Source organism: Lysobacter sp. CCNWLW3, assembly GCF_036697405.1.
Lineage (GTDB): Bacteria > Pseudomonadota > Gammaproteobacteria > Xanthomonadales > Xanthomonadaceae > Lysobacter.
This window is the reverse complement of sequence record NZ_JBAHWA010000001.1, coordinates 846,399-872,387: the sequence shown is the minus strand read 5'-3', so window position 1 is coordinate 872,387 and position 25,989 is coordinate 846,399. Positions and strand designations below refer to the sequence as shown.

At 67.9% G+C, this 25,989-nt stretch carries 21 protein-coding genes; 4 read left to right on the top strand and 17 right to left on the bottom strand.

Going from position 1 to position 25,989, the window contains the following annotated elements; genetic code table 11:
• Nucleotides 1-32 precede the first annotated feature (32 nt).
• The 5 genes from metG to V1318_RS03905 all read right to left on the bottom strand — a co-directional run bounded on the left by metG (nucleotide 33) and on the right by V1318_RS03905 (nucleotide 9,837).
• The gene (gene metG, locus V1318_RS03925) at nucleotides 33-2,111 is read right to left on the bottom strand and encodes a methionine--tRNA ligase (RefSeq protein WP_332937862.1); all 2,079 of its coding nucleotides are present in this window, start codon (nucleotides 2,109-2,111) and stop codon (nucleotides 33-35) included.
• 221 nt (nucleotides 2,112-2,332) lie between these two features.
• Complete coding sequence (locus tag V1318_RS03920) at nucleotides 2,333-2,767, bottom strand: DUF2147 domain-containing protein (RefSeq protein WP_332937860.1); 435 nt, start codon at nucleotides 2,765-2,767, stop codon at nucleotides 2,333-2,335.
• Between the two features lie 164 nt (nucleotides 2,768-2,931).
• Nucleotides 2,932-5,832, bottom strand: a complete 2,901-nt coding sequence (locus V1318_RS03915; RefSeq protein WP_332937859.1) for a TonB-dependent receptor — start codon at nucleotides 5,830-5,832, stop codon at nucleotides 2,932-2,934.
• A 385-nt stretch (nucleotides 5,833-6,217) separates the two neighbouring features.
• Nucleotides 6,218-9,052 (bottom strand): TonB-dependent receptor, encoded by a 2,835-nt coding sequence (locus V1318_RS03910; RefSeq protein ID WP_332937858.1) that lies wholly within the window; start codon nucleotides 9,050-9,052, stop codon nucleotides 6,218-6,220.
• A 437-nt stretch (nucleotides 9,053-9,489) separates the two neighbouring features.
• Entirely contained in the window at nucleotides 9,490-9,837 is a 348-nt protein-coding gene (locus V1318_RS03905) for a hypothetical protein (protein ID WP_332937857.1), read from the bottom strand.
• Nucleotides 9,838-10,157: 320 nt separating this feature from the next.
• Between V1318_RS03905 and apbC the strand changes: the two genes are divergently transcribed.
• The 3 genes from apbC (at nucleotide 10,158) to V1318_RS03890 (ending at nucleotide 12,485) form a co-directional block, all read left to right on the top strand.
• Nucleotides 10,158-11,225, top strand: a complete 1,068-nt coding sequence (gene apbC, locus V1318_RS03900; protein ID WP_332937856.1) for an iron-sulfur cluster carrier protein ApbC — start codon at nucleotides 10,158-10,160, stop codon at nucleotides 11,223-11,225.
• 116 nt (nucleotides 11,226-11,341) lie between these two features.
• On the top strand, nucleotides 11,342-11,911 hold the full coding sequence (dcd, locus tag V1318_RS03895; RefSeq protein WP_055899878.1) for a dCTP deaminase: 570 nt from the start codon (nucleotides 11,342-11,344) through the stop codon (nucleotides 11,909-11,911).
• 34 nt (nucleotides 11,912-11,945) lie between these two features.
• Nucleotides 11,946-12,485, top strand: a complete 540-nt coding sequence (locus V1318_RS03890; RefSeq protein WP_332937851.1) for an RDD family protein — start codon at nucleotides 11,946-11,948, stop codon at nucleotides 12,483-12,485.
• Nucleotides 12,486-12,608: 123 nt separating this feature from the next.
• Here the strand turns inward: V1318_RS03890 and V1318_RS03885 are convergent, their stop codons facing one another.
• The 12 genes from V1318_RS03885 to V1318_RS03830 all read right to left on the bottom strand — a co-directional run bounded on the left by V1318_RS03885 (nucleotide 12,609) and on the right by V1318_RS03830 (nucleotide 24,419).
• Entirely contained in the window at nucleotides 12,609-12,911 is a 303-nt protein-coding gene (locus V1318_RS03885) for a hypothetical protein (RefSeq protein WP_332937849.1), read from the bottom strand.
• 215 nt (nucleotides 12,912-13,126) lie between these two features.
• Nucleotides 13,127-13,783: a pyroglutamyl-peptidase I gene (pcp, locus tag V1318_RS03880; RefSeq protein ID WP_332937847.1), complete on the bottom strand. Its 657-nt coding sequence runs from the start codon at nucleotides 13,781-13,783 to the stop codon at nucleotides 13,127-13,129.
• Nucleotides 13,780-14,733: a DUF979 domain-containing protein gene (locus tag V1318_RS03875; RefSeq protein WP_332937845.1), complete on the bottom strand. Its 954-nt coding sequence runs from the start codon at nucleotides 14,731-14,733 to the stop codon at nucleotides 13,780-13,782. Before V1318_RS03875 ends, pcp begins: the two co-directional genes overlap by 4 nt.
• Complete coding sequence (locus V1318_RS03870; protein WP_332937844.1) at nucleotides 14,730-15,428, bottom strand: DUF969 domain-containing protein; 699 nt, start codon at nucleotides 15,426-15,428, stop codon at nucleotides 14,730-14,732. Before V1318_RS03870 ends, V1318_RS03875 begins: the two co-directional genes overlap by 4 nt.
• 124 nt (nucleotides 15,429-15,552) lie before the next feature.
• On the bottom strand, nucleotides 15,553-16,320 hold the full coding sequence (locus tag V1318_RS03865; protein ID WP_332937842.1) for a 5-oxoprolinase subunit PxpA: 768 nt from the start codon (nucleotides 16,318-16,320) through the stop codon (nucleotides 15,553-15,555).
• A gap of 37 nt (nucleotides 16,321-16,357) precedes the next feature.
• Nucleotides 16,358-16,540: a DUF5668 domain-containing protein gene (locus V1318_RS03860; RefSeq protein WP_332937840.1), complete on the bottom strand. Its 183-nt coding sequence runs from the start codon at nucleotides 16,538-16,540 to the stop codon at nucleotides 16,358-16,360.
• A 70-nt stretch (nucleotides 16,541-16,610) separates the two neighbouring features.
• On the bottom strand, nucleotides 16,611-18,437 hold the full coding sequence (locus V1318_RS03855; RefSeq protein ID WP_332937838.1) for a DUF885 domain-containing protein: 1,827 nt from the start codon (nucleotides 18,435-18,437) through the stop codon (nucleotides 16,611-16,613).
• A gap of 149 nt (nucleotides 18,438-18,586) precedes the next feature.
• Complete coding sequence (locus tag V1318_RS03850; RefSeq protein WP_332937836.1) at nucleotides 18,587-21,532, bottom strand: serine/threonine-protein kinase; 2,946 nt, start codon at nucleotides 21,530-21,532, stop codon at nucleotides 18,587-18,589.
• A 157-nt stretch (nucleotides 21,533-21,689) separates the two neighbouring features.
• Nucleotides 21,690-22,640 (bottom strand): biotin-dependent carboxyltransferase family protein, encoded by a 951-nt coding sequence (locus V1318_RS03845; protein WP_332937835.1) that lies wholly within the window; start codon nucleotides 22,638-22,640, stop codon nucleotides 21,690-21,692.
• Nucleotides 22,637-23,353 carry a 5-oxoprolinase subunit PxpB gene (pxpB, locus tag V1318_RS03840; protein WP_332937832.1) on the bottom strand — a complete coding sequence of 239 codons (717 nt, stop codon included), beginning with the start codon at nucleotides 23,351-23,353 and terminating at the stop codon, nucleotides 22,637-22,639. The genes V1318_RS03845 and pxpB overlap by 4 nt, the downstream gene beginning before the upstream one ends.
• Nucleotides 23,350-23,760: an HIT family protein gene (locus tag V1318_RS03835; protein WP_332937830.1), complete on the bottom strand. Its 411-nt coding sequence runs from the start codon at nucleotides 23,758-23,760 to the stop codon at nucleotides 23,350-23,352. The genes pxpB and V1318_RS03835 overlap by 4 nt, the downstream gene beginning before the upstream one ends.
• Nucleotides 23,757-24,419 carry a dienelactone hydrolase family protein gene (locus V1318_RS03830; RefSeq protein WP_332937828.1) on the bottom strand — a complete coding sequence of 221 codons (663 nt, stop codon included), beginning with the start codon at nucleotides 24,417-24,419 and terminating at the stop codon, nucleotides 23,757-23,759. The genes V1318_RS03835 and V1318_RS03830 overlap by 4 nt, the downstream gene beginning before the upstream one ends.
• 192 nt (nucleotides 24,420-24,611) lie before the next feature.
• On the opposite strand from V1318_RS03830, the gene rimO reads away from it, so the two are divergent.
• Nucleotides 24,612-25,985: a 30S ribosomal protein S12 methylthiotransferase RimO gene (gene rimO / locus V1318_RS03825; protein WP_332937826.1), complete on the top strand. Its 1,374-nt coding sequence runs from the start codon at nucleotides 24,612-24,614 to the stop codon at nucleotides 25,983-25,985.
• The last annotated feature ends 4 nt before the right edge of the window (nucleotides 25,986-25,989 follow it).

The following is a 25,989-nucleotide window of genomic DNA, read 5'->3' as shown; positions in this document are numbered from 1 at the left end:
CGCTCCTCACTCCTGTCCGCTCTTTGCTCGCCTCACCGCACCGGCATGCCCGGCAGCGCGCCGCCGTCGGCGTCGAGCAGGTGCAGGCCGCCGCCGTCGAAACCGGCCGACAGGATCATGCCCTCGCTCAGGCCGAAGCGCATCTTGCGCGGCGCCAGATTGGCGATGAACACCACGTTGCGGCCGACCAGCTTCTCCGGCTCGGCGTAGGAGCCGCGGATGCCGGAGAAGATCTGGCGCGTGCCCAACTCGCCGGCGTCCAGTTCGAAACGCAGCAGCTTGTCGGAGCCTTCGACGAACTCGCAGGCCAGCACCTTGCCCACGCGCAGGTCGAGCTTGGCGAAATCGTCGATGCCGATGGTCGCGACGGTGCTGACCGGGGCCGCGGCGGGCGTGGCGGCAGGCGCGACGGCGGCCGCCTTGGCGGCGGGCGCGGCGACGGTTTCGGTGTCGGCGGGCTTCAAGGATTCCTTGGAGGCTTCGATCATGGTCTCGATTTGCTTGGGGTCGATACGGGTGAACAAGGGTGTGTAGGCCTGGATGCGGCGCGCCAGCAGCGGCGCGTCCAGATCGCTCCACAGCGCGACCGGCGCGGCCAGGAAGGCCTCGGCCTGGGCCGACACGCGCGGCAGCACCGGCTTGAGCGCCGCGGCCAGCACGCGGAACAGGTTCAGGCCCTGCGTGCAGACCGCCTGCAGCTCGGCGTCAGCGCCGTCCTGCTTGGCCAGCACCCAGGGCTTGCGCTCGTCGATGTACTTGTTGGCCTCGTCGGCCAGGGCCATGGTCAGGCGCAGCGCGGTGGCGGCCTCGTTGCGCGCGTAGGCCTGCGCGATCGGCTGCAACTGCTCGACGAAACGCGCGTAGGTCGCCGGCTCGGGCAGCGCCTCGGCGAGCCGGCCGTCGAAGCGCTTCTCGATGAAGCCCGCGCAGCGGCTGGCCAGGTTGACGAACTTTCCGACCAGGTCGGCGTTCACGCGCGCGACGAAGTCGGCCAGGTTGAGATCGACGTCGTCGACGCCGCCGCCGGTCTTGGTGGCGAAGTAGTAGCGCAGCGCCTCCGGATCCAGGCCCACGTCCAGGTAGGTGCGGGCCTGGATGAAGGTGCCGCGCGACTTCGACATCTTCTCGCCGTTGACCATCAGGTAGCCGTTGACGTGCAGGCGGGTCGGCGCGCGGAAACCGGCGCCGTGCAGCACCGCCGGCCAGAACAGGCCGTGGAAGGTGACGATGTCCTTGCCGATGAAATGGTGCAGTTCGGCCTGGCTGTCGCGGGTGAGGTAGGAGAAGAAGTCCAGGCCCTCGCGCTCGCACAGGGCCTCGAAGCTGCTCAGGTAGCCGATCGGCGCGTCCAGCCACACGTACAGGTACTTGCCCGGGTGGCCGGGGATCTCGAAACCGAAGTAGGGCGCGTCGCGGGAAATGTCCCAGGCGCGCAGGCCGCCCTCGGCGTCCAGCCATTCCAGCAGCTTGGCCTTGACGCCGGCAATCGCCACGTCGCCGCTCAGCCATTCGCGCAGGAAGGCCTCGAAGCCGCCGACCTCGAAGAAGAAATGTTCGGATTCGCGCAGCTCCGGCGTCGCGCCGCTGACCACCGAACGCGGCTCCTTCAGCTCGGTCGGCGCGTAGGTCGCGCCGCAGTTCTCGCAGTTGTCGCCGTACTGGTCGGGCGTGCCGCAGTTCGGGCAGATGCCCTTGACGTAGCGATCGGGCAGGAACATGCCCTTGACCGGGTCGTACAGCTGCGCGACCGAACGCCGCGAGATGTGGCCGTTGTTGTCGAGCTTGGCGTAGAACGCCTCGGTCAGCGCGCGGTTGCGCGCCGAATTGGTCGAATCGTAGTGGTCGAAGGCGACGCCGAAATCGGCGAAGTCGCGCTCGTGGCTGGCCTGGATGCCGGCGATGAAGGACTCAGGTGTTACCCCGGCCTTCTCGGCCGCCAGCATGATCGGCGTGCCGTGGGTGTCGTCGGCGCATACGTACCAGGCGCGATGGCCCGCTATGCGCTGCGCGCGGCACCAGATATCGGCCTGGGTGTAACCGACCAGGTGGCCTAGGTGCAGGTGCCCGTTGGCGTAGGGCAGGGCGCAGGTAACGACGAACTCGCGGGACATGGGCGGCGTTGCGGTGGGAGGTCGTGAATTATGGCATGCGGCCGCCGCAGGTCCCGTGCAGCCCGCTCCGCAGCCGCTTGAGCCGCCCGCCCTGCGGGAGTGGCGTAAGCCGCGATGAGCCCCCGACCGCCGCGCCACCCCGCCTCAGCCCATTCCGCCGGCCGAAACGAAACGACCCGGCCTAGGCCGGGTCGTCGGTATCGCCGTTACCGCGCGGAAGCTTACTGACGGACCCAGGTCTGGGTCCGACCCAGCAGCGAGAAGCCCATGAAGCCGCGCACGTCCAGCTTCTTGCCGCCTTCGACCGGCGTGACCTTGACCGAGTAGATCTTGCCGGTGGCCGGGTCCAGGATCTTGCCGTCCTCCCAGGTATCGCCGTGCTTGCGCACGCTCCACAGGATGACCATGCCCTCGACCGGCTTGTTCTTGCGGTCGCCCGAGCACTTGTCGCAGACCGGGTTCGGGCCGCGGTCGGACTGCAGCACCTTGGTGACGCGGCCGGCGAGGCTGCCGTCCTTCGCTTCGTAGATTTCGACCACCGACTTGGGCTTCTGGGTCTTGTCGTCGATCGTGACCCAGTGTCCGAGCGGCGTGTTCTGCGCGAACGCCGCCATCGGCAGCGCGAGCAGGAGCAGTGCAAGCAGTTTGGTGCGCATGTTCCCCTCCCAGGGATAGGCATGGTTCTGGCCGCAGCGTCCCCGCGGCTGACCTTCTTTATACCGCATCCGGCGGCGTATGGAAGCGGGGCGGGCCGGCCCCGGCGGGGCAAAAAAAGAAGCCCGGCTTGCGCCGGGCTTCTGGGGACACGCTGCTGGAACAGTTAGAACTGGTAAGCCAAACGCACGAGCACCTGACGGCCCGCCGGATCAGCACCGATGAACGGGCTGAAGAACGGGTACGCGGTGTTGCTGGGATCGTAGCGAATGGTGTTGTCCAGCACGTTGTTGACGATCAGCGACGCGGCGAAGTTCTCGCCGAACTTCTTGGTCACCGTGAAGTTGTAGAACATGTACGGCTGCAGACGACGGCCGAACTTGTTTTCGTCGGTAGAGATGTGCGCACGCTCTGCGCTGTTCGGCGCCGAGCCGAAGCGAACACCCGTGACCGTCGTGATCCAGTCGCCCTTCTCCCAGCTGACGCTGCCGCGTGCGCGGCTACGCTGATTGTCGTTGCTGAGGCGATCGCGGAAGTCGATCAGGTCGTCGTCGTTGAACTGCTTGAACTCTTCTTTGATCGTGACGCTGTAACCGAGATCGAACTTGAACTCACCGAAGCGATCGGTATCGAGGTTGTACTTCAACGAGGCATCGACACCGGTATTGCGGGTTAGCGCCGTATTGATGGCCACGGTGGCGACGTTGGCGACGCGACCGTCCAGCGCGGTGCCCGGAGCGGACTGTCGCGTCACGAAGCTGGTGATGTTCTGGCAGAAGGTCGAGTTCATGTCGAACTCGAACGGCGTGCCGTCCGGCCGAGTGCCGAGGCGGCAGTTGGCTTCGTTGCCCAGGATGTACGCGAGCGACAGCACGCTCGCCTGGTCTTCCAGCTTGATGTCGTAGTAGTCGGCGGTCAGCGACAGGTTGTCGAAGATGTCCCAAACGAAGCCTGCGGTCCAGGATTCGCCTTCCTCTTCCTTCAGCAGCGAGTTGCCCGACACCGAGTTCTGCATGCTGTAGATCGTGGGGTCGCCGGAGCGATTGCAAGCGGTCGTGGTGCGCGGGCCCAATGCCTGGCCGGGGCCGATACCTGCGCGGCAAGCATACTGGTCGAGCGCCGAGGTGAAGCCGGCTGCACCTTCGGCGAACACCAACTGCATGTCCGGCGCACGGAAGCTTGTGGCGTAGTTGCCGCGGATCAGCAGGTTGTCGAACGGGCGGAACTCGATGCCCGCGCTCCAGGTGATGGCGTCGTCGACCTCGGTGATGTCGTCGTACTTGTCGTAGCGGGCGGCCAGGTTGGTCGACAGCTTCTCGAAGATCGGAACGCGGAACTCCACACCGGCCGCGTAACGGCTGCGGTCGCCGTGCGTTTCGCCCGAGCTGCGCAGGTTGTAGATCGTTTGCGAGTCGATCGGGCGCAGCGCATCGGTGCGCGGATCGCTGTTCAAGTCGAGCGTCTGCTTCGCGGCTTCGAACGAAGCGGCGAAGCCCAGCGCGCCGGCCGGCAGCTGGAACAGGTCGCCCGAGACCACGAAGTTGGCCTGCTGCGAGGTCGTCACGCCCTTGTTGATCACGCGGGTCGACATCGAGCGGTACTGTTCGGGCGTCAGCGGGGTTTCCCAGCGTTCGCGGTTGAGGCGATAGACCGGGAAGTTGCCGTTGTAGCCGAGCAGCGGGCCAAGGAAATAATCGTGCACGGCCTGCGCAAGCAGGCGCGGGCGGTCGGCTTCGTACTCATAGCGAGCGTAAGCGCCGGTCAGGTCCCAGTCGAAGCGCTCGCCGAAGGAGCCACGCAGGCCGCCTGCGACCTCGTAGGTCTTCTCGTCGAAGTTGGTGGTGATGGCCTCTTCGCCGCCGAGTTCGAACGGATTGAGAATGCGCTGCAACTGGATCAGCGAGTTGAACTGCGGATCGAAGTAGGCGGTCGTCGCGGCGCCGCGGGTTTGCGAGCCGGTCGGGCGCAGAGTGTTGAAGGGATCACCGGACGTGCCCCAGAACTCGGTGCCCGAGCTGGCGGAGGCGGTCGAGCTGTAGCCGGTCAGGCTGCCCCAGAGCTGCAGGTTGTCGCTCAGGTGCTTGTCGGCGTAGATGTAAGCCGACATGGCCTCGCGCTTGTTGACGATCGAGCGCGCGCCCACGGTCGTGTACGAGCCGCAGATGAGGCCGCGGGTCGGGCTCTGGAAGGTGTCGTAGTTGAAGCGATCGCAAACGCCCTGGCCCGGGTAGTACGCGGCGAAGCCGGCATTGGGATTGGACTGGCGGATCGCGATCAGCGACAGGCTGGGCGCGACATCGGTGCCGTTAGGTCCATCTCGCAGGTCGTCGAGGAAGTCGCGCTGGGAGGCGAAGATAGGCTCGTTGGCCGAGTATTGCAGAGCGTAGGTGACGCTCCAGTCGTTGCCGGTGCGGCCGCCGGAGTACTCGAGGTCGACGCTGTCGCCGCCGCCCTGGCTGTAGGTGCCGACGGTGCCGCGGAGCAGGTTGCCTTCGAAATTGGTGCGCAGGACGATGTTGACCACGCCGGCGACCGCGTCGGAGCCGTAAATGGCCGATGCGCCGCCCGACAGCACTTCCACGCGCTCGATGATCGAGGATGGGATCGCGCCGACGTTGACCGACGAGTTGTCGCGGTTATACGGCTGCGGATACTCGGCCGGACGACGGCCGTTGATCAGCACCAGGGTGTAGCCCGGACCGAAGTTGCGCAGGTTGATGACCTGCGAGTTCGGCGTGAAGCCGGTCACGGCGAGTTCGCCGGTGAACGAGTTCGTGGTGGTTTGGGTCAGCGTTTGCAGCATGTCCGCAACGGTCTGGAAACCTTCACGGTCGATGTCGTCGCGGGTGATGACGGTGACCGGTGCCGGACCTTCGATTTCGGAACGCTTGATGCGCGAGCCGACGACGGTCACGCCGTCGATATCGGTGGCCTTCTGTTCCGGCTCTTGGTTCTGAGTGTTGCTGTCCTGAGCGACCGCCACCCCGGCGGTTGACAGGAGCAGGGCGCTGATAAGCGCCGCCGTCAGCCTGCTGCGCTGCAGGCCGGTTGCGTTGCGAACTGCCATTAGGTTGTCCCCCAAAATGAACTTGACGTGTTACGTCTGTGTGCCGACCTTGGCGTGGAGCTGTCCCCTTGTTGGCGAACTTAACATGGGGTTAACGCCTGTGTCATCACGCGATCACACTTTTTTGTGCTGCGATTGGATCTCGGTAAATTATTGTTTTTATTGAAATTAAACAGAATTAGCATGCTAAATATGCTATTTATTGCAATTGATGGTGGTCTTTTTGAGCTCGCCGGCGTATTGATCCAATTCGGCAGGCCAAGGTCGATACGTATTCAGGTGCCCGGTAGGACGGTCTTGGCGTTCGCGATTCGCTAGGTCGGGCTCCCCCAAAAGAAAAAGCCCGGCTTGCGCCGGGCCTTTCTGTGTCGCGGGTTGCGGGGTATCAGAACTTGTACGACAGACGCAGGAAGAACGCGCGGCCGTAAGGGTCGGCACCGATGAAGGGATTAAAGAAGGGATACGCCGTGTTGCTCGGATCCTTGCGGTGCGTGTTGTCAAGCACGTTATTGACGATGAACGCCGCTTCCACGTTCTCGCCGAACTTCTTCTCGATCGAGAGGTTGTAGAGCATGTATGGCTGCAGACGCGCACCGTAATAAACGCCCGTCACCGCATCGCGGCCGGCCGCTTCCGCTTCATTGGGCGCCGAGCCCAGACGCTGGCCGAACACCGTCGTCGTCCAGTCGCCCTTTTCCCAAGTCACGCTGCCGCGCACGCGGCTGCGCTGGTTGTCGTTGTCCAGGCGGTCGCGGTAGTCGATCAGATCGTCTTCCTCGAACTGCTTGTACTTCTCGCCCAGGCTCAGGCTGTAGGCTAGGTTGAAATCGAAGTTACCCCAGCGGTCGGTGTCGAAGCGGTAGCGCCAAGTCGCGTCGATGCCGGTGTTCTCCGAGCGCGACGCGTTGATGTAACCGGCGCGGACATTGACGATACGGCCATTGGGATTGCCCGGAGCAACCTGACGGGTCACGCGCGACAGGATGTCTTGACAGAATGCGGAGTTCTGCCCCTGCGGAATCGGTGAGCCGTCCGGCATCGTGCCGATGCGGCAATTGGCTTCGTTCTGCAGAATGTAGTCCAGGCTCAGTCGCGTGGCCTGATCGTCCAAGGTGATCTTGTAGTAGTCGACGGACATCGACATGCCCTCGATCAGATCGAGCACGAAGCCGGCGGTGAGCGACTTGCCTTTTTCTTCCTGCAGGTCGGGGTTGCCGACGGTCTGGTTCAGGGTCTGATACTGGCTCGGGTGGTTGTTGCTACGGCATTCGGTAACGGTGTCGCCGTCCGAACGGCAGCCGTAGTAGTCAACGATACCGGCGAACGAAGCCACGCCCTGCGCGAACACCAGCGGCATGTCCGGCGCGCGGAAGCTGGTGGAGTAATTAGCACGCAGCAGCAGGCGCTCGATCGGGCGGAACTCCAGGCCCAATCCATAGGTGAAAGCGCCGTCCACTTCGGTGATGTCGTCGTACTTGTCGTAACGGCCGGCCAGCTGAGCGCTCAAGGTGTCCAGCAGGGGCACGCGGAACTCGGCGCCGATCGCGTAGCGGTCGCGCTCGCCCTTGATGTTGCCCGAGCTGACCAGGTTGTAGGGCGTAGTCGCGTCCGGAGTACGGCTGGGGTCGGTGCGCGGGTCGCTCTTGAGGTCGATGGTCTGGCGGCCTAACTCCACGGTGCCGGCGAAACCGATCGGACCAGCGGGCATCTCGAACAGGTCGCCGCTGACGACGAAGTTGGCCTGCGCCGAGGAGGTGTGGCCCTTGTTGATCACGCGGGTCGACATCGCACGATACTGCTCTGGAGTCAGCGGCGTGTGCCAGCGATCCAGGTTCAGCGTGTGGTGCGCGTAGCCGTAGTCGTCGATGGTCTGCGGACCGAGGAAGTAGTCGTGCACGCTCTGGGCGAGCAGGCGCGGCGAATCAGACTTGTAGTCGTACCGGCCGTAAGAGGTCGACAGATCCCAGTCGAAGCGGTCACCGAAGTCGCCGCGCAAGCCGGTGGCGAAGTCGTAGCTCTTTTCGTGATACTTCGTGGTCACCGCGGTGTTGCCGCCGACTTCCTTCGGCGTCAGCACGCGCTGCAGCTGGACGTAGGTGCCCAGGCCTTCGTCGAAGTAGAAGCTGGCGGGCAGGAACGGGTCGCCGCCGGTGCCCCAGAACTCCGTACCGCTGCTGGACGTCGAGTCGGAGTTGTTCAGCATCAGGCTGCTCCAAGCCTGCATGCCGTTGCTGAAGTCGTAGGTGCCATAGGCATAGCCAGACATGGCTTCGCGCTTGTTCGAGATCGATTGCGATGCCACCGAATCGTAGGAGCCGCAGATCTGGCCGCGGGTAGCGGACAGGTAGGGCGTAAAGCCGAAGCGGTCGCAGACCTCTTGTCCGGGATAGTACGCGGCGCGGTTACGATTGAGCAGATCGATAGCGACCAGCGACAGGCTCGGGCCGACGCGATTGCCGCGAGGACCGTCGCGCAGGTCGTCCATGAAATCGCGCTGCGAGGCGAAGATCGGTTCGTTGTAGCTGTACTGCAGCGCGTAGGTCAGGTTCCAGTTGTCGCCGATGCGGCCACCCGAATACTCGAGATTGACGCTGTCGCCGCCGCCAGCGCCAGTCGTGCCGACCGTGCCGCGCAGCAGGTTACCGTCGAAGTTGGTGCGGGTGACGATGTTGACCACGCCTGCGACCGCATCCGAGCCGTAAATGGCCGAAGCGCCGCCAGCCAGCACTTCCACGCGCTCGATGATCGAGGACGGGATGGCGCCGACGTTCACCGAAGAACGATCGCTGTTGTAGGGCTGCGGATAGTCGGCGATGCGGCGGCCGTTGACCAGGACCAGGGTGTAGCCCGGGCCGAGGTTGCGCAGGTTGACGACCTGGGCGTTCGGCGTGAACCCGTTGACGGCGAGGTCGCCGGTGAATGAGTTGGTAGTGTTCTGGGTCAGCGACGACAGCATGTCGCTGACCGTCTGGAAGCCCTGCTTGTCGATATCGTCGCGGCTGATGACGGTGACCGGCGCCGGGCCTTCGATCTGTGCGCGCTTGATGCGCGAGCCCACCACCGTGACGCCGTCGACGTCGGTCGGCGTGTCGCTAGCGGCTTCAGCCTGGGCGGGTGCCGCGTCTTGCGCGAACGCACCGCCAGCCGCGGGTGCAATTAATGCCGCCAAAAGTGCAGCAGTCAGTCGGCTGCGCGGCAGCCGCTTCTCGGTTGCTTCCATGAGTTGTCCCCTAACTTTTTGGATGGTGGGCCTGTCCCTGGCCATTTATTCGTCGTCAATCCCCCGACGAACCCGAACGTAACATGGCGTTAACGTGCTTTGCATGTGCTTGTCGAATAGACCGATTATGCAAAGTGCGCCGAACCGGTTTGGCGCAGGAAGGTAGGGAGGTCACCACCCATGGCCGTTGCGATCTCAAAACGAGCCCTCCTGATCCGCTCGTAGAAAAAACCTCTTCGGAGAGAACGCAAATTGGGAGCCCGGCGCCAAAACAGCAGCAGCGGCTCGGACTGGTTCAAGCGCCGCCTGGGGCCTGACAACGCGCCACTTCGCTACGTGCTCGCCGCGCATCAGTAATCACAGCTCACGTGTTTATGGGAGCGACGCCAATGGGCCCGAGTTAATGCGGATGGATTTTAATCATTCGACAGCGCGAGTCATTGGGGGAGGTTACGGGATAGCCACGCAGCGCACCTCGCGTCTACGCCCTCGATCTCTATTTTTTTCGAGCCGGATGAAATATGGATGTGGCCGTTCTTCGGGATTTTTATTGAAGTCCGGCTATAAAGTAATGAGAACGGTGGTTCCCCGATATGAAAGGCGGCTCCGAGTTGGTCGAACATCGCTATTCTTAGGCCGGTGTTGCTCGATAATCTGATCGCCATTGAATCTGCATAAACTTCGCAGCTTTGGGCGGAGAGCCGGATGGCGTCGGGTGTGGCCGGTTGTGTCGGGTTGCAGCTGATGCAGAGCGATAGCCCGAAAGAGCAGGCGATGTAACGCATCTATGCCTCCGTTCTTGGGGTGCGAGCGAGGAGCCTGTTGGGGGGCTATCTGTTGAATGCGCCTGCATCTTCGGAGCATTGCCCCGTATGTCGTGCCCGCGCAACTGTCGATCGGTCGGTCGTGATCGGCGCGCGCCAATGGAGCGTTTATCTGTGCCGGTGCTCTGGCTAGTCCAGGGATGCGCATCTGCTCCCGTGCAGTGCCGGTTATCCAAGTGTCTCTGGAAAGGCGCTTTACTCGCCAAAGCATGGGCGAGACGTATCATGTAGAAGTACGGGTTTTAGCCCTGCCGACACTTTCTTGTGACTTAGGTGACCCCTTGAGCGACCAGCTTCAAACCCAGATCGCAGCCCTGCCGCTGCCCGACACCGCCTTCACCCTTGCCGAGGCCGGCGTCAAAGTGCGGGCGGCGGACGCCGATGGGCGGGTGGCGGTGGCGCTGAGCTGCGGGTTCCCGGTGCAGGGCATCGAGGCGGCGCTGCGCGAGGGCATAGCGGCTGTGCTCGCGGCGCAGGGCAGCGCCCTGGCCAGCCTGGAGCTCAATAGCCGCATCACTTCGCATGCGGTGCAGCCCAATCTGGCGCCGCTGGAGAACGTGCGCAATCTGATCGCGATCGGTTCGGGCAAGGGCGGGGTGGGCAAGTCGACCACGGCGGTCAATCTGGCCCTGGCGCTGGCGGCCGACGGGGCGCGGGTGGGGGTGTTGGACGCCGACATCTACGGGCCCAGCGTGCCGACCATGCTGGGCCTGAGCGGCAAGCCGGACAGCCCGGACGGCAAGACCATCGAGCCGATGCATGCGCACGGGATCGCGGCGATGTCGATCGGGCTGTTGGTGGAGCAGGACACGCCGATGATCTGGCGCGGGCCGATGGCGACGTCGGCGCTGACCCAGTTGCTCAACGAGACGCGCTGGGGCGAGCTGGATTATCTGATCGTGGATCTGCCGCCGGGCACCGGCGATATCCAGTTGACCCTGGCCCAGAAGATTCCGGTGGCGGGCGCGGTGATCGTGACCACACCCCAGGACGTGGCCACGCTGGACGCGCGCAAGGCCTTGAAGATGTTCGAAAAGGTGCAGGTGCCGGTGCTGGGCCTGATCGAGAACATGGCGGTGCACGTGTGTTCGAACTGCGGCCACGCCGAGCACGTGTTCGGCGAGGGCGGCGGGGCGCGCATGGCGGCCCAGTACGGGGTGCCGCTGCTGGGCAGCCTGCCGCTGGAGATCGCGATCCGCGAGCAGGGCGACGCCGGGGTGCCGGTGGTCGTGGCCGCGCCGGACTCGGCCGCGGCCCGGGCCTACCGCGCCGCGGCGCGCAATCTGGCGGTGCGGCTGGCGCTGCGGCCGCGGGTCGCGCCCTCGATTTCGGCCTCGCTGCTGGGCTGAGGAGGGCCCGGCGGGCCGGGGCGGTCGGGCGCGCCTGCCTAAGGCCGGCCCGGGGCAGGCTCGCTTACAATCGGCGGTCACGGCGCTTTCGCCCCAGTACGCCCCGAGACCCCTGCATGAGCATCAAGTCCGACCGTTGGATCCGTCGCATGTCCGAGCAGCACGGCATGATCGAGCCGTTCGAGCCCGGCCAGGTCAAGCACGCCGCCGACGGCCAGCGCATCGTCAGCTACGGCACCTCGAGCTACGGCTACGACGTGCGCTGCTCGCGCGAGTTCAAGGTCTTCACCAACATCAACTCGACCATCGTCGACCCCAAGCATTTCGACCCGGGCAGCTTCGTCGACATCGAGAACGACGTCTGCATCATCCCGCCGAATTCCTTCGCCCTGGCGCGCACGGTCGAGTACTTCCGCATTCCGCGCGACACCCTGGTGGTCTGCCTGGGCAAGAGCACCTACGCGCGCTGCGGCATCATCGTCAACGTGACTCCGCTGGAGCCGGAGTGGGAAGGCCACGTGACCCTGGAATTCAGCAACACCACGCCGCTGCCGGCGCGCATCTACGCCAACGAAGGCGTGGCGCAGATGCTGTTCTTCCAGTCCGACGAAGTCTGCGAGACCTCGTACAAGGATCGCGGCGGCAAGTACCAGGGCCAGACCGGCGTGACCTTGCCGCGCACTTGAGCGGCGTTCGCCCCACTTCCAGGAATCGGACCGTATGGATCACAGTCAGGACGAGAACCCGTACCGCAGCCCGCAAGCGGCCTTGATCGAGCCGGTAGCGGCGGACGGCGAGTTGGCCGATCGCGTCACGCGCCTGGCCGCGGCGATCCTCGACACGATCTTCAGCATGGCGGTGTTCATGCCGATCGCTTATTTCGGCGGGTACTTCGGTCAGGTCATGGACAATGCGGCCGCCGGCCGGCAGTTCATGCCGGTGGGCGTGATCCTGTTGTGGTCGGCGATCGGTTTTGCGGTGTTCGTTCTGCTGCAGGGCTATCCCTTGCACACCAGCGGACAGACCTGGGGCAAGCGGGTGTGCAAGATCAAGATCGTCGCCCTGGACGGCAGCAAGCCCAGCCTGGGGCACCTGCTGCTGCGGCGCTATCTGCCGGTCAGCGTGGTCAGCTCCATACCCTTCGTGGGCATGCTCGGCGGGTTGATCGATACGCTGATGATTTTCCGTGGCGACCGCCGTTGCGCGCACGACCTGATCGCCGGCACGCGCGTGGTCGTGGCCCGATCCGACGCGGCCTGATCGCTGGCCTCAGCGGCGGCATAAGGCGCGCAGCGCCGGAGCGATCGCGGCGTATTTGGCCCGAAAAGACGAAGGCTCTGGCAGGGGCGGTGCACGCCGCTCCTGCCCAAAAGCGCGCGTGACTCAGGGCTTCTGATAAGTCACGAAGAAGCCCTGCAGGTCGCCGTTTTCGATATAGGGCTCCACGCTGACCACGTCGTAACCGCGCGTGGTGAAGGACTGGTGGGCGCGGCTGAGGTTGTTGGCGGCGCCCTGGTTGCGAAAGCCCCAGCTGGCTTCGACCCACAGGGTCACCGCGCGCAGGTTCTTGGCGACGGCTTCCTGCGCGACCTGGTCGGGGTTCTTGTCGAACAGGCCGGCCTGGGCGGCGGGCGCGGCGAACACGGCCAGGGTGCAGAGCAGGGCGGCGGACAGACGAGGATGCATGGCGTTCTCCGGGGGCAGGGGCATGATCGCACGCGATGCGGCATCTTCGCCGGTCGCGGGCGAACGGAAGCGGAACGTGGGTTTGAATTTCTGTTTTTGCATTCCCCCCTTTGGCAAAGGGGGGCTAGGGGGATTTGCTTTTGCTGCGGCTAAGAGCAAATCCCCCTCAATCCCCCTTTTGCAAAGGGGGAGGCAAGTGGGGGAATACGCGCGGGTCAGTGCTCGGCGCCCGCCGCGATTCTGCGGTCCGCGCCGGTGCCGAGCGCGGTCGCCAGTGCGATGCGCAGGCCGGCGGAGACGACCTCGATCGCCAAGCTGGGCGCGCCGGGGTGCAGCGCGGCCTGGGCCGGCGAATAGGGGATGTGCACGAAGCCGCCGCGTACGCCGGGGTTGCGCCGCAGGGCGTGCATCAGGCCGTAGAAGACGTGGTTGCAGACATAGGTGCCGGCGGTCTGTGAGACCTCGGCGGGGATGCCAGCCGCGCGCAGCGCCACGAGCATGGCCTTGATCGGCAGGTCGCTGAAGTAGGCGGCCGGACCGCCGGCCACGACCGGTTCGTCGATGGGGCGCGCGCCGTCGTTGTCGGGGATGCGGGCGTCGTCGATGTTGATCGCGATGCGTTCCAGCGACAGCTGGGCGCGGCCGCCGGCCTGGCCGACGCAGAGCACCAGCGCGGGCCGGGTTTCGCGTATCGCCGCACGCAGCTCGCGCAGCGAAGCGCCGAACACGCAGGGCAGGCAGCGCGCGACGATACGGTGGCCGCGCACGGACTTGCCGGCCAGCGCTTGCACGGCCTCCCAGCTGGGATTGCTGGTTTCGCCGCCGAAGGGCGCGAAGCCGGTCAACAGCACGGTCGGTTGGCGCACCCTCATCGGAACGCGATCCAGTACATCAGCAGCACATTGCAGGCCAACAGCAAGGCGCCGGTCGGCCACTGCGCGCGGATCACGCCGTAGGGGTCCTTGAGTTCCAGCAGCGCGGCCGGCACCAGGTTGAAGTTGGCCGCCATCGGCGTCATCAGGGTGCCGCAGTAGCCCGAGAGCATGCCGATCGCAGCCAGCGAGGCCGCTTCGGCGCCGTGCTGCTGCACCAGCAGCGGCAGGGCGATGCCGGCGGTCATCACCGGGAACGCGGCGAAGGCGTTGCCCATGATGATGGTGAACAAGGCCATGCCCAAGGCGTAGGCGACCACCACTACGAAGGGGTTGTCGACCGGGATCACCGAGCGCACCACCGCGGCGGTGGCCTGGCCGACGCCGCCGGCCTCGAACACGCTGCCCAGCGAGGCCAGCAGCAGCGGCAGCAGGGCCGCCCAGCCGATCGAGTCGACCAGGCGCCGCGATTGCTCGACGCTGCTCCACGGCGTCTGCCGGGTCAGCCGGCAGGCGGCGGCCAACGCGACCACGCAGGCGATCGCCAGCGAGACCAGGGTGACGTTGGCGGTTTCGATCAGCGGGGTGCCGTGCCACGACAACCGCTTGAGCCCGATCGCGCCGATCAGGGTCACCGCCGGAATCAGCAGCGCGGGCCAGAACAGGCGGTTGCCCAGGCGCCGGGCTTCGCTGTGTTTCTCCTCGGCGCTGCTTTGCTGGTAGCGGCCCATGCGCAGGCCGCCGAAGCCGGCCAGCAAGGCCAGCAGCACCACGATCGCGCCGACGACCTTGGGCGGCAGGCGTTCGGCGGCGAACAGCAGGAACGAGACCAGCCCCCAGAACAGGGCGGTGGTATGGCGGCGCGGGTTGTCGCGGTCGCGCCAGCCGCGCCAGGCCAGGGCGGCGAGGTAGGCGCCGAGCAGCCAGTAGACGTAGGTCAGGGTGATCATGGCGATGGCGCTCCGGGCTCGGTCTGCGCCATGCGTTGCGCCAGCCGGCGCTCGAAGCGCAGCACGCGCCAGGAATGGATCAGGAACGCGCAGATCGCGGTGGGGATGCCCCACAGCGCGATCTGGATCGGGTCCAGGCGGATACCGTGCTCGGCGTAGAAGCTCTGGATCAGCAGCACCGCGCCGAAGGCGATGAAGATGTCCTCGCCGAAGAACAGGCCGACGTTGTCGGTGCCGGCCGACATCGCGCGGATGCGCTGGCGCTCGTCCTCGGGCAGTTCGCCGTGGCGGGCCTGGGCCGCGCCCTCGGCCATCGGCGCCAGCAGCGGGCGCACGGTCTGCGGATGGCCGCCCAGGCTGGTCAGGCCCAGCGCGGAGAAGAACTGGCGCATCAGCAGGTAGGCGATCAGCAGCCGGCCCATGGTGGCGCGGCGCAGTTTCGCGATCCAGGCCTGGGCGTGTTCCTTCAGGCCGTGGCGCTCGAGCAGGCCGATCACCGGCAGGGTCAGCAGGAACAGCAGCAAAAAGCGCTTGTCGGTGAAGGCCTTGCCCAGCACCTCCAGCACGTCCAGCGGCGAGAGTTGGGCGGCCAGGCCGGTGATGAAGCCGGCGACCACCACGACCAGGGCGGGATTGAGGCGCAGGGCGAAGCCCAGCACGACGGCGGCGACGCCCAGCAAGGGCCAATAGTTCATGGATGCATCCTGTCGGCAGCGGGCCTGCCGGCGGCGGCGGCGTCCGTGTCGGGAGGGGAAGGGGCGGCGTCGCCGCGCGGCGGACGCGATGGAATATCGCTGCGGGCCGGGGCGGCGGCTGCGATCACGCGGCGTCGATCGCCAGGATGCGGATGCCGTCGGCCTCGAGCGCGGCGCGCACCGCGCGCGCGAACGCCGGTGCGTCGGCGCGGTCGCCGTGCAGGCACAGGGTGTCGGCGCGCAGCGGCAGGCGGCTGCCGTCGGCGCACACGACTTCGCCGCGCGTGGCCAGGCTGCGCACCTGCGCGATCGCCTGCTCCAGGGTTTCCAGCACCGCGCCGGGCGTGCCGCGCGGCAACAGGCGGCCGTTGGGTGCGTAGCCGCGCTCGGCGAACACTTCGTGCACGGCGCGCAGGCCGGCGGCCTCGGTGGCGGCGGTGAGCTGCGAGCCCGACAGGCCGAACACCGCCAGCTTGGGGTCGAAGGCCGCGACCGAACCGACGATGGCCTCGGCGACGATGCGGTCGTCGGCGGCCAGGTTGTAGAGCGCGCCGTGCGGTTTGACGTGGCTCAGGCGCAGGCCCTCGTCGGCGGCGATCGCGGCCAGGCGCGCGAGCTGGCTGAGGATCAGCATGCCGATCTCGTCGCGGTCCAGCGGCAGCACGCGGCGGCCGAAGTGTTCGGGGTCTTCATAGCCCGGGTGCGCGCCGACGGCGACGCCGTGCTCGCGGCACAGGCGCAGGGTGGCGCGCATGGTCGCCTCGTCGCCGGCATGGCCGCCGCAGGCGATGTTGGCCGAGCTGACGTAGGGCAGGATCGCGGCGTCGTCGCCGCAGCCCTCGCCCAGGTCGCAGTTGAAGTCGATACGCGGTTTGGCGCTGCGGTCGTCCACGCCCGGATTTTGCCTGAAAGCGGCGCCGCAGCGGGCCTCAGGGGTCGCGGTGCCTGCGCCCGGGCCTGAACAGCATGCCGATGCCTGCCAGGATCAGGATCGCCGGCCACCAGGTGCGGATCAGGCGCCCCAGGCTGATGTCGGCCAGGCCGAGGTTGTCGAGCAGGAACACGCTGCCGATCACGATCAGCACCGCCGCGCCGACGATATTCGATCTCATAAGTCGCTCCCCCGAGTGAGCGCCCAGTGTGCCATGCAGCGGGCGGCCCGGGCCGCCCGCTGCGCCGGGTTCAACCGCCGGGGGCGGGCTGCGGTTTTTCGGTGCTGGCCGGGGCCGCCGCCGGCGCGGCCGCGGCCGGCGCCTGCCACAGCTTGGCCTCGGCCGGGCCGCCCATCATCTGCGCGCGCACCAGCGGCACCGGCGGGCCGCCGTAGCTCAGGAACTGGTCGTGGAAGGCCTTCCAGGCGCTGCGGCCGCCGCGGCTGGCGGTCCAGTCCTCGCGCAGCTGCATGATCATCAGCTTGCCCAGGGTGTAGTTGAGATAGCCCGGGTCGTAGGTGCCGCGCGCGGCCTGCTGGCGGGCGTTGCCCGGATCCTGGAACGCCTTCTCTTTGAACATCTGTTCGGACTGGGCCACGGTCATGCCGCCGGTGTGCAGGCCGATCGCCGAGATGAAGCGCACGTCGCGCAGCAGGGCGTTGCTGAGCTGACCGATGTGGATCTCGGGCGTGGCGCCGCCGACGCCGGCGTCGAACATCATTTCCTCGGTGTAGTGCGCCCAGCCCTCGGCGTAGGCGTAGCCGACGAACAACTGGGCGAACTTCCACTGCGAGCGGTTGGCGTGCAGGAACTGCAGGAAGTGGCCCGGCCAGACTTCGTGGGCGGAGGTGAACAGCAGATCGGCCTTGCCCGGCACGTAGGCGTCCTGCTCGGCCTTGGGCCACTTCGGATCCGGCGGGGCGATGTAGTAGACCGAGGGCAGGTTCTTCTCGTACGGGCCCGGGATCTCGATGTAGGCGAAGTTGGTGCGGTTGAACGGCGGCGCTTCCTCGACCCGCGCCTCCTCGGTGCCCGGAATGGTGACCAGGTCCTTGTCGACCAGGAACTTGCGCAGATCGACCAGCTGGGCGCGCGCGCCCTCGACCGCACCGCCCTGCGGTTTGTCGGCGTTGACCTTGTCGATGCAGGCGTTGATGGTCTGGCCGGCGGCGTACTGGTCGCAGGCGGCCTTGAGCGCGGCCAGGTTGCGCGCCAGGTCGGCCTCGCCGATGGCCTTGATCCGGTCCAGCGGGATGTCGACGCGCTCGGTGGCCTTGAGCATCTTGGCGAAGCGTTCGGCGCCGATCGCGTAATCCTGGGTCGCCTGCGGCTTCTGCGCGCTCAACCAGTCCGACAAGCCCTGCATGGCCTCGATGGCCTTGGCGTTGGAGGCCTTGAAGCGCGCCTGCAGCGCGGCGTCGGGGACTTCGGCGAAGGCCTTGGGGGCGTCGTTCCTGAAGAACTCGGCCAGGCCGCCGAAGACGATGTTGCCGTACTGGATGTAGCTGGCCGGCAGCGGCCCCTTGAGGTTGGCGCGGATCTGTTCGGCGGCCTTGGGCAGGGCTTCCTGATAGCTCGCGAACGCGGCCATGCGCTGCGGCAGCGGCGCGTAGGGGCGGGTGAGGTACATGCTCGGCGACAGGTCGCCGGCGTAGAAGGCGGGGTTCTTGTGCGGGAAGCCGGAGTCTTCCAGGTAGAACAACTGGCCGTCGATCACCGACAGCGCGTATTCGCGCTGGAAGCGCTGGTCGGCGTCGAGCTTGTCGTCGCCGAACGCGGCCAGTTTGGCGCGTTCCTGCTTGAGCCAGGCCGAGGTGGCGGCCAGGCCCTCGGGCGACCAATCGGGCAGCTTGCCGTCGTACTCGTGCTTGCCGGCGCCGGCGGCGAAGGTCGGGTAGCGATTGAAGTAGCCCTGGATGAAGGCATCGACGGCGGGCTGCCAATCGGCATTGACGGCGGCGCTGGCGGCGGGCGCGGCGGTGCCGTCGGCGGGGGCAGCGGTCTCGGTTTTCTTGCAGCCGGCCAGCAAGGCGGCGGCGACGCAGGCGGACAAGGACAGCAGACGCAGGACATGCATTGCGGTGTCTCCGTAGCAGCGGTGGGGAGCGGCGCCGGCCGGAGCGGCGCGCCCGCCGATCCTCGGCGCTGACGCTCGGTTTGACCAGTGCCGTCCGGATCGGCCCGGGGCCGGCGCCGGGCGGTCGCGGGCGCGTCGCACGGACGCCTTCAGCGCGCGCGCTGCCCGTGCGCGCCGTGCGCGTTCCGGCAGGCCTGCGCGGCGCGATTGACGCGCTCGCGATCCGCCGCCCCCACGACATGGTCGGCGATATCCGGAATCCGTCCCTTGCGAGCGCCGCTGAGGTAAGCGCGCGCGACCCGATCGGCGTCGGCGCTGCGCAGCGGCGCGGTGGCGCTCAGCGCGACCGCCTGTTCCAGGTAGTCCAGCGCCTGCGCCTTGCGGCAGGTTTCCAGCGCGTACACGCCGCGGTAGAGCAGCGCCCAGATCAGGTCGGTGCTGCGCGTCTGGAAATCGCTCAACGCGCCGGTGCCGGTGCCGCCGGTGGCGACGAAATCGCGATCCGCGGCCAGCAGATCGGCGAAGGCGCGGTCGGCATCGCCAAGACGGCCCTGGCGGAACAGCAGCTTGGACTGGGCGTAGTCGATTTCGCGCAGGCGGTAATCGTGGGCGCCGAACAGGGCGATGGTCTCGGCGCGCAGTTGCGCGAGCAGCCGCTGCAGTTCCGGCAGCCGTTCGTCGCTGCCGTAGTCGATCAGGAACGTGGCCATCAGATGGCGTTCGACCATGCTGGGCAGACCGGCGCGCGTCCGGTTCGCGACGGTCTGGCGCAGCACCTCCAGGCCTTCGGCGGTGTTCTGACGCGAAGCCGGCGTGTCGCCGTCGTACAACAGGGACAGGCCCAGGTTGTAGCGGGTCATGAGCAGACGCTCGTTGTTGGCGGGCAGTTTGCGCTCCAACTTGAGCACCGCCTCGCGCAAGCGGACAATCTGTTGATTGCGATCCTCTCGGGCCGTTTTCCAGCCGGCCGACAGGACGTAGACGTACATGGGGTGATCGGTGCCGTAGGCGGCCCGGATCGCGTTCTGGGCCTGGACGATCTCGGAGTCCGACACCTGCGAGCCGGGGAAGATGCTCAGGCGGATGAGCGCATAGGCGGTCTTGGGGTGGGCGGCGCCCAGCGTGCGCTTGCGCCGCTGGACCAACTCGCGGGCGAGCTCGCGCGCCTGTAGGTTAGGCTGCATCTGGACCACGCGCACTAGCTTTTCCAGCGCATCGTCGGCCAGGATCGGATTGAGCGGCCGAGCCAGGGCGATCGCGCGGCGGGCGTCGGCGTCGGCCGGTATTGGGCGCAGAAGGCGGCTGAGGAAGTCCGCGCGCAGGATCAGTGTCTGCGCAAGCAGTTCCTCGTGGCCCGGGCCCAGGCGCTCGGCCTGCGCGACCAGGTCGCTCACCGTGCCTACCGCGGTCGCGGTGTCGCCCAGGTCCCATTGCGCTTGCGCCAACTGCGCGCCGAAGACCACGCGCGAGGTGCGCGCGACCTCGTCCTGACGCTCGCCCAGTCCGGCGATGAGCGTGCGCGCCAAGCGTATCGTCTCGGCGTAATGGGCCTGGGTGCACAGGATCGACAGCCGCGTCGCGGCGACGAAACCGTCCTGGTCCTGTTCGTCGCCGAGCACGCGCTCGGCCCGGTCGGCCAGGACCTTGGCGTGCCGGTAATCGCCGATCACCGCATAGCTGCGGGCCAGGGTCGCCAGGCTGCGCGCATGCAATCCGGGTTGATCGCCCAGGGGCATCGCATCGAGTTGACGTTCGGTCCGCTCCAGCAGCGCACGCGAGGAAAACGGCGTGCTGCCCAGGCCCGACACGGTGGCGCTGCCCAGGGTGCTGGCGAACAGATCGCTGACCGCATGGCTGGCCGCGGCTTCGCGCTCCGCGCGCCGGGATTGCCAGACGATCGCGAAGACGCCGGCGATCGAGACCAGCAGCAAGGCCGTGATCAGTCCGGCGGCGACCGGATTGCGGCGCCTCCACTTCAGCGTGCGTGCGGCCCATCCGCTGCGGCGCGCGGCGACCGGTCGATGCGCACGCCAGTCCTGCAGCTCGCGCGCGAACTCCGCGACGCTGGCATAACGGTCCTGCGGTTTAGCGGCGACGGCCTTGAGCGCGATGGCCGACAGGTCGCCGGCCAGCGCCCGTTGCAGGGCGCGCGCATCGCGCAGGCCGCGTAGGCGGGCGACGCCGTCGTCGGCGCCGTCGAGCAGGCGGTCCATCGCTTGCGGCGCGGCGGTCGGTAAGTCCCGCGCGCGCGCCGCCTGCGGCGGCACCGGCCATTGCCCGCTGAGCAGGCGGTAGCTGAGCACCCCCAGCATGTACAGATCGGCTGCCGGGCCCTGCACGCCGAATTCGCGCGTCTCCGGAGCCGCATAGTCGGAAGCGAGCGCGTCGGCCGCGCCGCCGCTGCTGGAGAGCCCGAAATCGAGCAGGTGCACGCGGCCGTCCTCGCTCACCAGCAGGTTCGACGGCTTGAGGTCGCGGTGCGGCACCGCGTGCGCATGGGCGTAGACCAGCGCCTCGCAGGCCTGGATCAGCAGCGCGACGCGTTGATCGATGCCGGCGCGGCGGCGGTCGCACCAGACGTCGATCGGCAGTCCGTCGACGTAGCGCATCGCCAGCCAAGGCTCGCCTTGCGCGTCGATGGCGCCGTCGACCACGCCGGCGATGCCGGGGTGGTCGAGTTGCGCCAGCCGCATGCGTTCGTCGCGGAAGGCCGAAGCCAGTTGCGCCGAGTTCAGGTCGGCGCGGATGCACTTGAGCGCGACGCGCTGCTGGTACTGACCGTCGTCGCGGTGCGCTTCGTAGACGGTGCTCATGCGGCCGCGGCCGATCGCCCGGTCGATGCGCCAGGCGCCCAGGCGCGTGCCGATGCGCGGATCGCGGGCGTCGTCGGCAGCGTGCACGGCATGTTCGATACCGGCCATGGTTTGCGAGGGCGTCCGCAGGAACCGCTGGTTCCCGTCCGCGTCCGAGGCCAGCAGGGCGCACAAGGCGGCGTGCAGCGCCGGATCGCGCTCGGCCAGCTGCGCCAGCCGGCGTTCGCGCTCCGCCGCGGACAAATTGGCGCAGTCGTCGAACAGGGCGAGGGCGCGGGCCACGAGCTCGTTCATTTGCGCAGGGTGGCGCCTCGAAGGTGGTTGGGCTCGGCCACGATCTTCCCACTACCGCGGCGGGGCGAGAAGGCCGGCCCGATCCGGTTCCGGCGGGCAGGGGGCGGTGTCGGAGCCTGCGCGGTGCGCGGCGGCGGACGAGGGCTCAACGCGTGCGCGCGTCGATGGCGAGTCGCAGGCGTGCGAGTTCGGCGCGCGCGCGCCGCGACGCGGCCTCGGCCGTGGCCGCGTCGCAGGCCTGAAAGCGCAGCGGCGCGTGCGGCGGCAACTGCGCCAGGCGCGGCAGATCGGCGGCGATCACGTGGCCCAGGCGCGGGTAGCCGCCGACGGTCTGGGCGTCGGCCAGCAAGACGATGGGATGGCCGTCCGGAGGCAGTTGCACCGTGCCCGGCGCGACCGGCTCGGACACGCCGCCGCCGGCGGCGACGGCGGGCAGGGCCTCGCCCTGCAGGCGCAGCCCCTGGCGATTGCTGGCCGCGTCCACGCGCCAGGCGCGTGCGGCCAGCGCGGCAGCGGGCGCGCCCTGGGCGGGGCGATAGCGGATGGGCGCATCGCGCCCGTACGCATCGAAGCTGGGATCGATCCACCAAGCGGGCATCTGCACCGACGTCGGTTCATCGGCGTCGCCCGGACCCAGCACGAGTTCGTCGCCCGCGCGCAGCGCGCGGCCCTGATGGCCGCCGAAGCCGCCGCGCAGGTCGGTGCTGCGGCTGCCCAGCACCGGCGGCACGGCGAAGCCGCCGTCCACCGCCAGCCAGGCGCGTGCGCCGCCGCGCACCGCGCCCAGGCGCAAAGTGCCGGGCGGCAAGGCGATCGGGCGACCGAAGGCCAGCGGCGTATCCTCGAAGCGCGCATCCACGGGGCGGCCGCACAGGGCGATGCGCACCGGCGCATCGAAGCGCAGGCTCGGCCCCTGCAGGGTGAGTTCCAGCACCGCGGCATCGTCGGGATTGCCGAGCAGGCGATTGGCCAGACGCGCGGCTACCGGGTCCAGCGCGCCCGCGCGCGCCACGCCGAGGTGGCGCCAGCCGTCGCGGCCGAGGTCCTGCACCGTGGTCAGCAGCCCGGGCGCGAGCACGTGGATCAGGCGACTCATGCGGGCGTGCCTTGGGCGAGGCGCGCGAACTGGGCGGCGTCGATGGCGACGAAGCGCACGCGATCGCCCGGCAGCAGCGCGGTCGGCGGATCGCGCTGCGGATCGAACAAGCTCAACGGCGTGCGCCCGAGGATGCGCCAGCCGCCGGGGCTGGCGCGCGGGTAGATGCCGGTCTGGGCGCCGCCGATGGCGACGCTGCCGGCGGCGACCTGGGTGCGCGGGGTCGCCAGCCGCGGCAACGCCAGCGCCGGGTCCAGGCCCGACAGATAGGGAAAGCCCGGCGCGAAGCCGATCATCGCCACGCGATAACTTCCGGCCGCATGGCGCTGGGCCAGCGCCTGCGGGCTCAGGCCGAGCTCGGCCGCGGCCGAGTCCAGGTCGGGGCCGTATTCGCCGCCGTAGACCACGGGGATGTCGATTGCGCGCGCGGCCGACGCGCGCGCGCCAGCGTCATCGGCGGCGCTCAGCCGGCTCAGCAGCCAGTCGCGCACCTGTGTCGCATCGATCGTCGCGTCGTCGAAGAACACCGCCAGGCTGGCGTAGGCCGGCACCAGGTCGCGCAGCCACTCCGGGGCGGCCGCGCGCACGCGCGCGGCGTCGGCATGCACGCGCGCGTTGGTTGCATCGTCGATGCCGGCGGCATCGCCCTGGGCGTAGCGCAGCAACCAGGCGTCGTCGGCCAGCGCCAGCACCTCCGGCGCGCGCGCGTTCACGTCGCCAACGCGTCCTGCAGGCGCCGGATGCGGGCGATCAGGGCTTCGGGCGAGTAGGGCTGCGCGGTGGCCATGCCCCAGACCGGGCGCGGCCAGGCGATGTCCTCGCGGAAGCGCGCGATCACGTGCACGTGCAACTGCGGCACCAGGTTGCCCAGCGCGGCCACGTTGAGCTTGTGCGGCGAGAACGCCGATTGCAGGGCGCGGCTGGCGACGGCGATCTCGCGCGTCAGCTCGGCCTGCTGGGCCTCGTCCAGGTCGATCAGCTCGACCGCGTCCTCGACCCGCGGCACCAGGATCAGCCAGGGATGGTTGGCGTCGTCCATCAGGCGCAGCTCGCAGAGTTTGAATTGCGCGAGCGGATGGGTGTCGTCCGCCAGTTGCGGATGCAGGTGCCAGGGGTTCATTTCAGCGCGTCCGCAAAGAAGTCCAGGGTACGCCTCCAGGCCAGGTCCGCGCTGTCGGCGTGATAGTCCGGGCGCGGCTCGCAATTGAAGCCGTGGCCGGCGTTGTAGAGGTAGATCGGCGCGTTCGGCAGCGCCGCGCGATGGGCGTCGATGGCCTCGGGCGGGATGCTGGCGTCGCGCTCGCCGAAGTGGAACTGGATCGGCGCCCGCAAGGGCTCGCCCAGGAACGGCAGGGTGCGCGCGCCGTAATAGCTCACCGCCGGCAGGCCCAGGCGGGTATTGCACAGGAAGGCCAGGCTGCCGCCCCAGCAGTAGCCGACCGCGCCGGTGCGCAGGCCTTCGCCCTGCAGGTGCCGAGCGGCCGCGCCGGCGATGTCGATGGCGCGGTCGAAGCCGAGCGCGTTGCGCAATTCGACCCCGCGCGCCTGGTCGTCCTTGTCGTAGCCCAGTTCGATGTGCGGCTGGATCGGGGCGAACAGGTCCGGCGCCAGCGCGACGTAGCCGGCCTGGGCGAAACGTTCGGCGACGTCGCGGATGTGCTGGTTGACCCCGAAGATCTCCTGCAGCACCACCAGCGCCCCGCGCGAGGGCCCGCTGGGTTCGGCGCGCCAGGCCGCGATCGGCCCGTGCGGGGTGTCCAGATCGGTCCACTGGCCCATGGCGGCCTCCGTTCAGCTGCGGGAATCGAGTCCAGTTTAGCGCCGGGGCTATAATTCGCGACCCCGGTGGCGTCAGGCGCCGGCTCCGTTTCCGCTGCGCCCGTCCTCGCGGGCATCCGCACCCACTACTCAGCCAGTACGTCCGGCTCCGCGCGCAGGCGCGTCCGAGCGTCCCGCCAGGCCCCCGCACGCATGTCCTTAGCCAATCCCAAAGTCGGTTTCGTCAGCCTCGGTTGCCCCAAGGCCCTGGTCGACTCCGAACGCATCCTCACCCAGCTGCGCGTGGAGGGCTACGACATCGTCCAGAGCTACGACGCCGCCGACGTGGTGGTGGTCAACACCTGCGGCTTCATCGACTCGGCGGTGACCGAGTCGCTGGACGCGATCGGCGAGGCGATCGCCGAAAACGGCAAGGTCATCGTCACCGGCTGCCTGGGCAAGCGCTCGGAGCTGATCCGCGAAACCCACCCCGACGTGCTCTCGATCAGCGGCCCGCAGGACTACGCCAGCGTGATGACCGCGGTGCATGCCGCGCTGCCGCCCAAGCACGACCCCTTCATCGACCTGGTGCCGCGGCGCGCGTTCGGGGCCGAGGAAGGCATCGGCGTGAAGCTCACGCCCAAGCATTACGCCTATCTGAAGATTTCCGAAGGCTGCAATCACCGCTGCAGCTTCTGCATCATTCCCTCGATGCGCGGCGACCTGGTCTCGCGCCCGGTCGATCAGGTGCTGCGCGAGGCCGAGAAGCTGGCCATGGGCGGCGTGCGCGAGCTGCTGGTGATCTCGCAGGACACCTCGGCCTACGGCGTGGATGTGAAGTACGCCGAGCGCGAATGGCGCGGCAAGGCTTACCAGACCCGCATGAAGGCGCTGTGCGAAGGCCTGGGCGAACTCGGCCTGTGGACGCGCCTGCACTACGTCTACCCGTACCCGCACGTGGACGAGATCATTCCGCTGATGGCGCAGACCGGCGCCAACGGCATGCCGATCCTGTTGCCGTACCTGGACATTCCGTTCCAGCACGCCAGCCCGCGCGTGCTCAAGCTGATGAAGCGCCCGGGCGCGGTCGACAAGACCCTGGAGCGGATCCAGCGCTGGCGCGCGATCGCGCCGGACATCACCATCCGCAGCACCTTCATCGTCGGTTTCCCGGGCGAGACCGAGGCCGAGTTCGAGGAACTGCTGGACTTCCTCGACGAGGCCCAGCTCGACCGCGTCGGCGCCTTCGCCTACTCGCCGGTCGACGGCGCCCAGGCCAATGCGCTGCCCGATCCGCTGCCCGAGGAAGTGAAGCAGGAACGCCTGGCGCGCTTCATGGAGCGCCAGGCCGAGATCTCGGCGGCCAAGCTCGAGGCCAAGGTCGGCAGCGTGCAGCGCTGCATCGTCGATGCCCTGGACGGCGAGCTGGCGATCGCGCGCAGCATGGGCGACGCGCCGGACATCGACGGCCTAGTCCAGATCCAGAACGGTTTCGAGGCCGGCCTGCAGCCGGGCGAGTTCGTCGACGTGCAGATCCTGGGCAGCGACGAGCACGACCTCTACGGCGAAGTCGCGTTCGAGGACTGAGTTC

What these genes read in the sequence shown, in the direction of transcription:
- V1318_RS03920 (WP_332937860.1), bottom strand. Translation starts at nt 2,767, where the DNA reads ATGCGCACCAAACTGCTTGCACTGCTCCTGCTCGCGCTGCCGATGGCG.
- V1318_RS03915 (WP_332937859.1), bottom strand. Translation starts at nt 5,832, where the DNA reads ATGGCAGTTCGCAACGCAACCGGCCTGCAGCGCAGCAGGCTGACGGCG.
- V1318_RS03845 (WP_332937835.1), bottom strand. Translation starts at nt 22,640, where the DNA reads ATGAGTCGCCTGATCCACGTGCTCGCGCCCGGGCTGCTGACCACGGTG.
- V1318_RS03910 (WP_332937858.1), bottom strand. Translation starts at nt 9,052, where the DNA reads ATGGAAGCAACCGAGAAGCGGCTGCCGCGCAGCCGACTGACTGCTGCA.
- V1318_RS03905 (WP_332937857.1), bottom strand. Translation starts at nt 9,837, where the DNA reads ATGCGTTACATCGCCTGCTCTTTCGGGCTATCGCTCTGCATCAGCTGC.
- V1318_RS03885 (WP_332937849.1), bottom strand. Translation starts at nt 12,911, where the DNA reads ATGCATCCTCGTCTGTCCGCCGCCCTGCTCTGCACCCTGGCCGTGTTC.
- rimO (WP_332937826.1), top strand. Translation starts at nt 24,612, where the DNA reads ATGTCCTTAGCCAATCCCAAAGTCGGTTTCGTCAGCCTCGGTTGCCCC.
- V1318_RS03860 (WP_332937840.1), bottom strand. Translation starts at nt 16,540, where the DNA reads ATGAGATCGAATATCGTCGGCGCGGCGGTGCTGATCGTGATCGGCAGC.
- V1318_RS03835 (WP_332937830.1), bottom strand. Translation starts at nt 23,760, where the DNA reads ATGAACCCCTGGCACCTGCATCCGCAACTGGCGGACGACACCCATCCG.
- V1318_RS03870 (WP_332937844.1), bottom strand. Translation starts at nt 15,428, where the DNA reads ATGAACTATTGGCCCTTGCTGGGCGTCGCCGCCGTCGTGCTGGGCTTC.
- metG (WP_332937862.1), bottom strand. Translation starts at nt 2,111, where the DNA reads ATGTCCCGCGAGTTCGTCGTTACCTGCGCCCTGCCCTACGCCAACGGG.
- pcp (WP_332937847.1), bottom strand. Translation starts at nt 13,783, where the DNA reads ATGAGGGTGCGCCAACCGACCGTGCTGTTGACCGGCTTCGCGCCCTTC.
- V1318_RS03875 (WP_332937845.1), bottom strand. Translation starts at nt 14,733, where the DNA reads ATGATCACCCTGACCTACGTCTACTGGCTGCTCGGCGCCTACCTCGCC.
- V1318_RS03830 (WP_332937828.1), bottom strand. Translation starts at nt 24,419, where the DNA reads ATGGGCCAGTGGACCGATCTGGACACCCCGCACGGGCCGATCGCGGCC.
- V1318_RS03855 (WP_332937838.1), bottom strand. Translation starts at nt 18,437, where the DNA reads ATGCATGTCCTGCGTCTGCTGTCCTTGTCCGCCTGCGTCGCCGCCGCC.
- dcd (WP_055899878.1), top strand. Translation starts at nt 11,342, where the DNA reads ATGAGCATCAAGTCCGACCGTTGGATCCGTCGCATGTCCGAGCAGCAC.
- V1318_RS03890 (WP_332937851.1), top strand. Translation starts at nt 11,946, where the DNA reads ATGGATCACAGTCAGGACGAGAACCCGTACCGCAGCCCGCAAGCGGCC.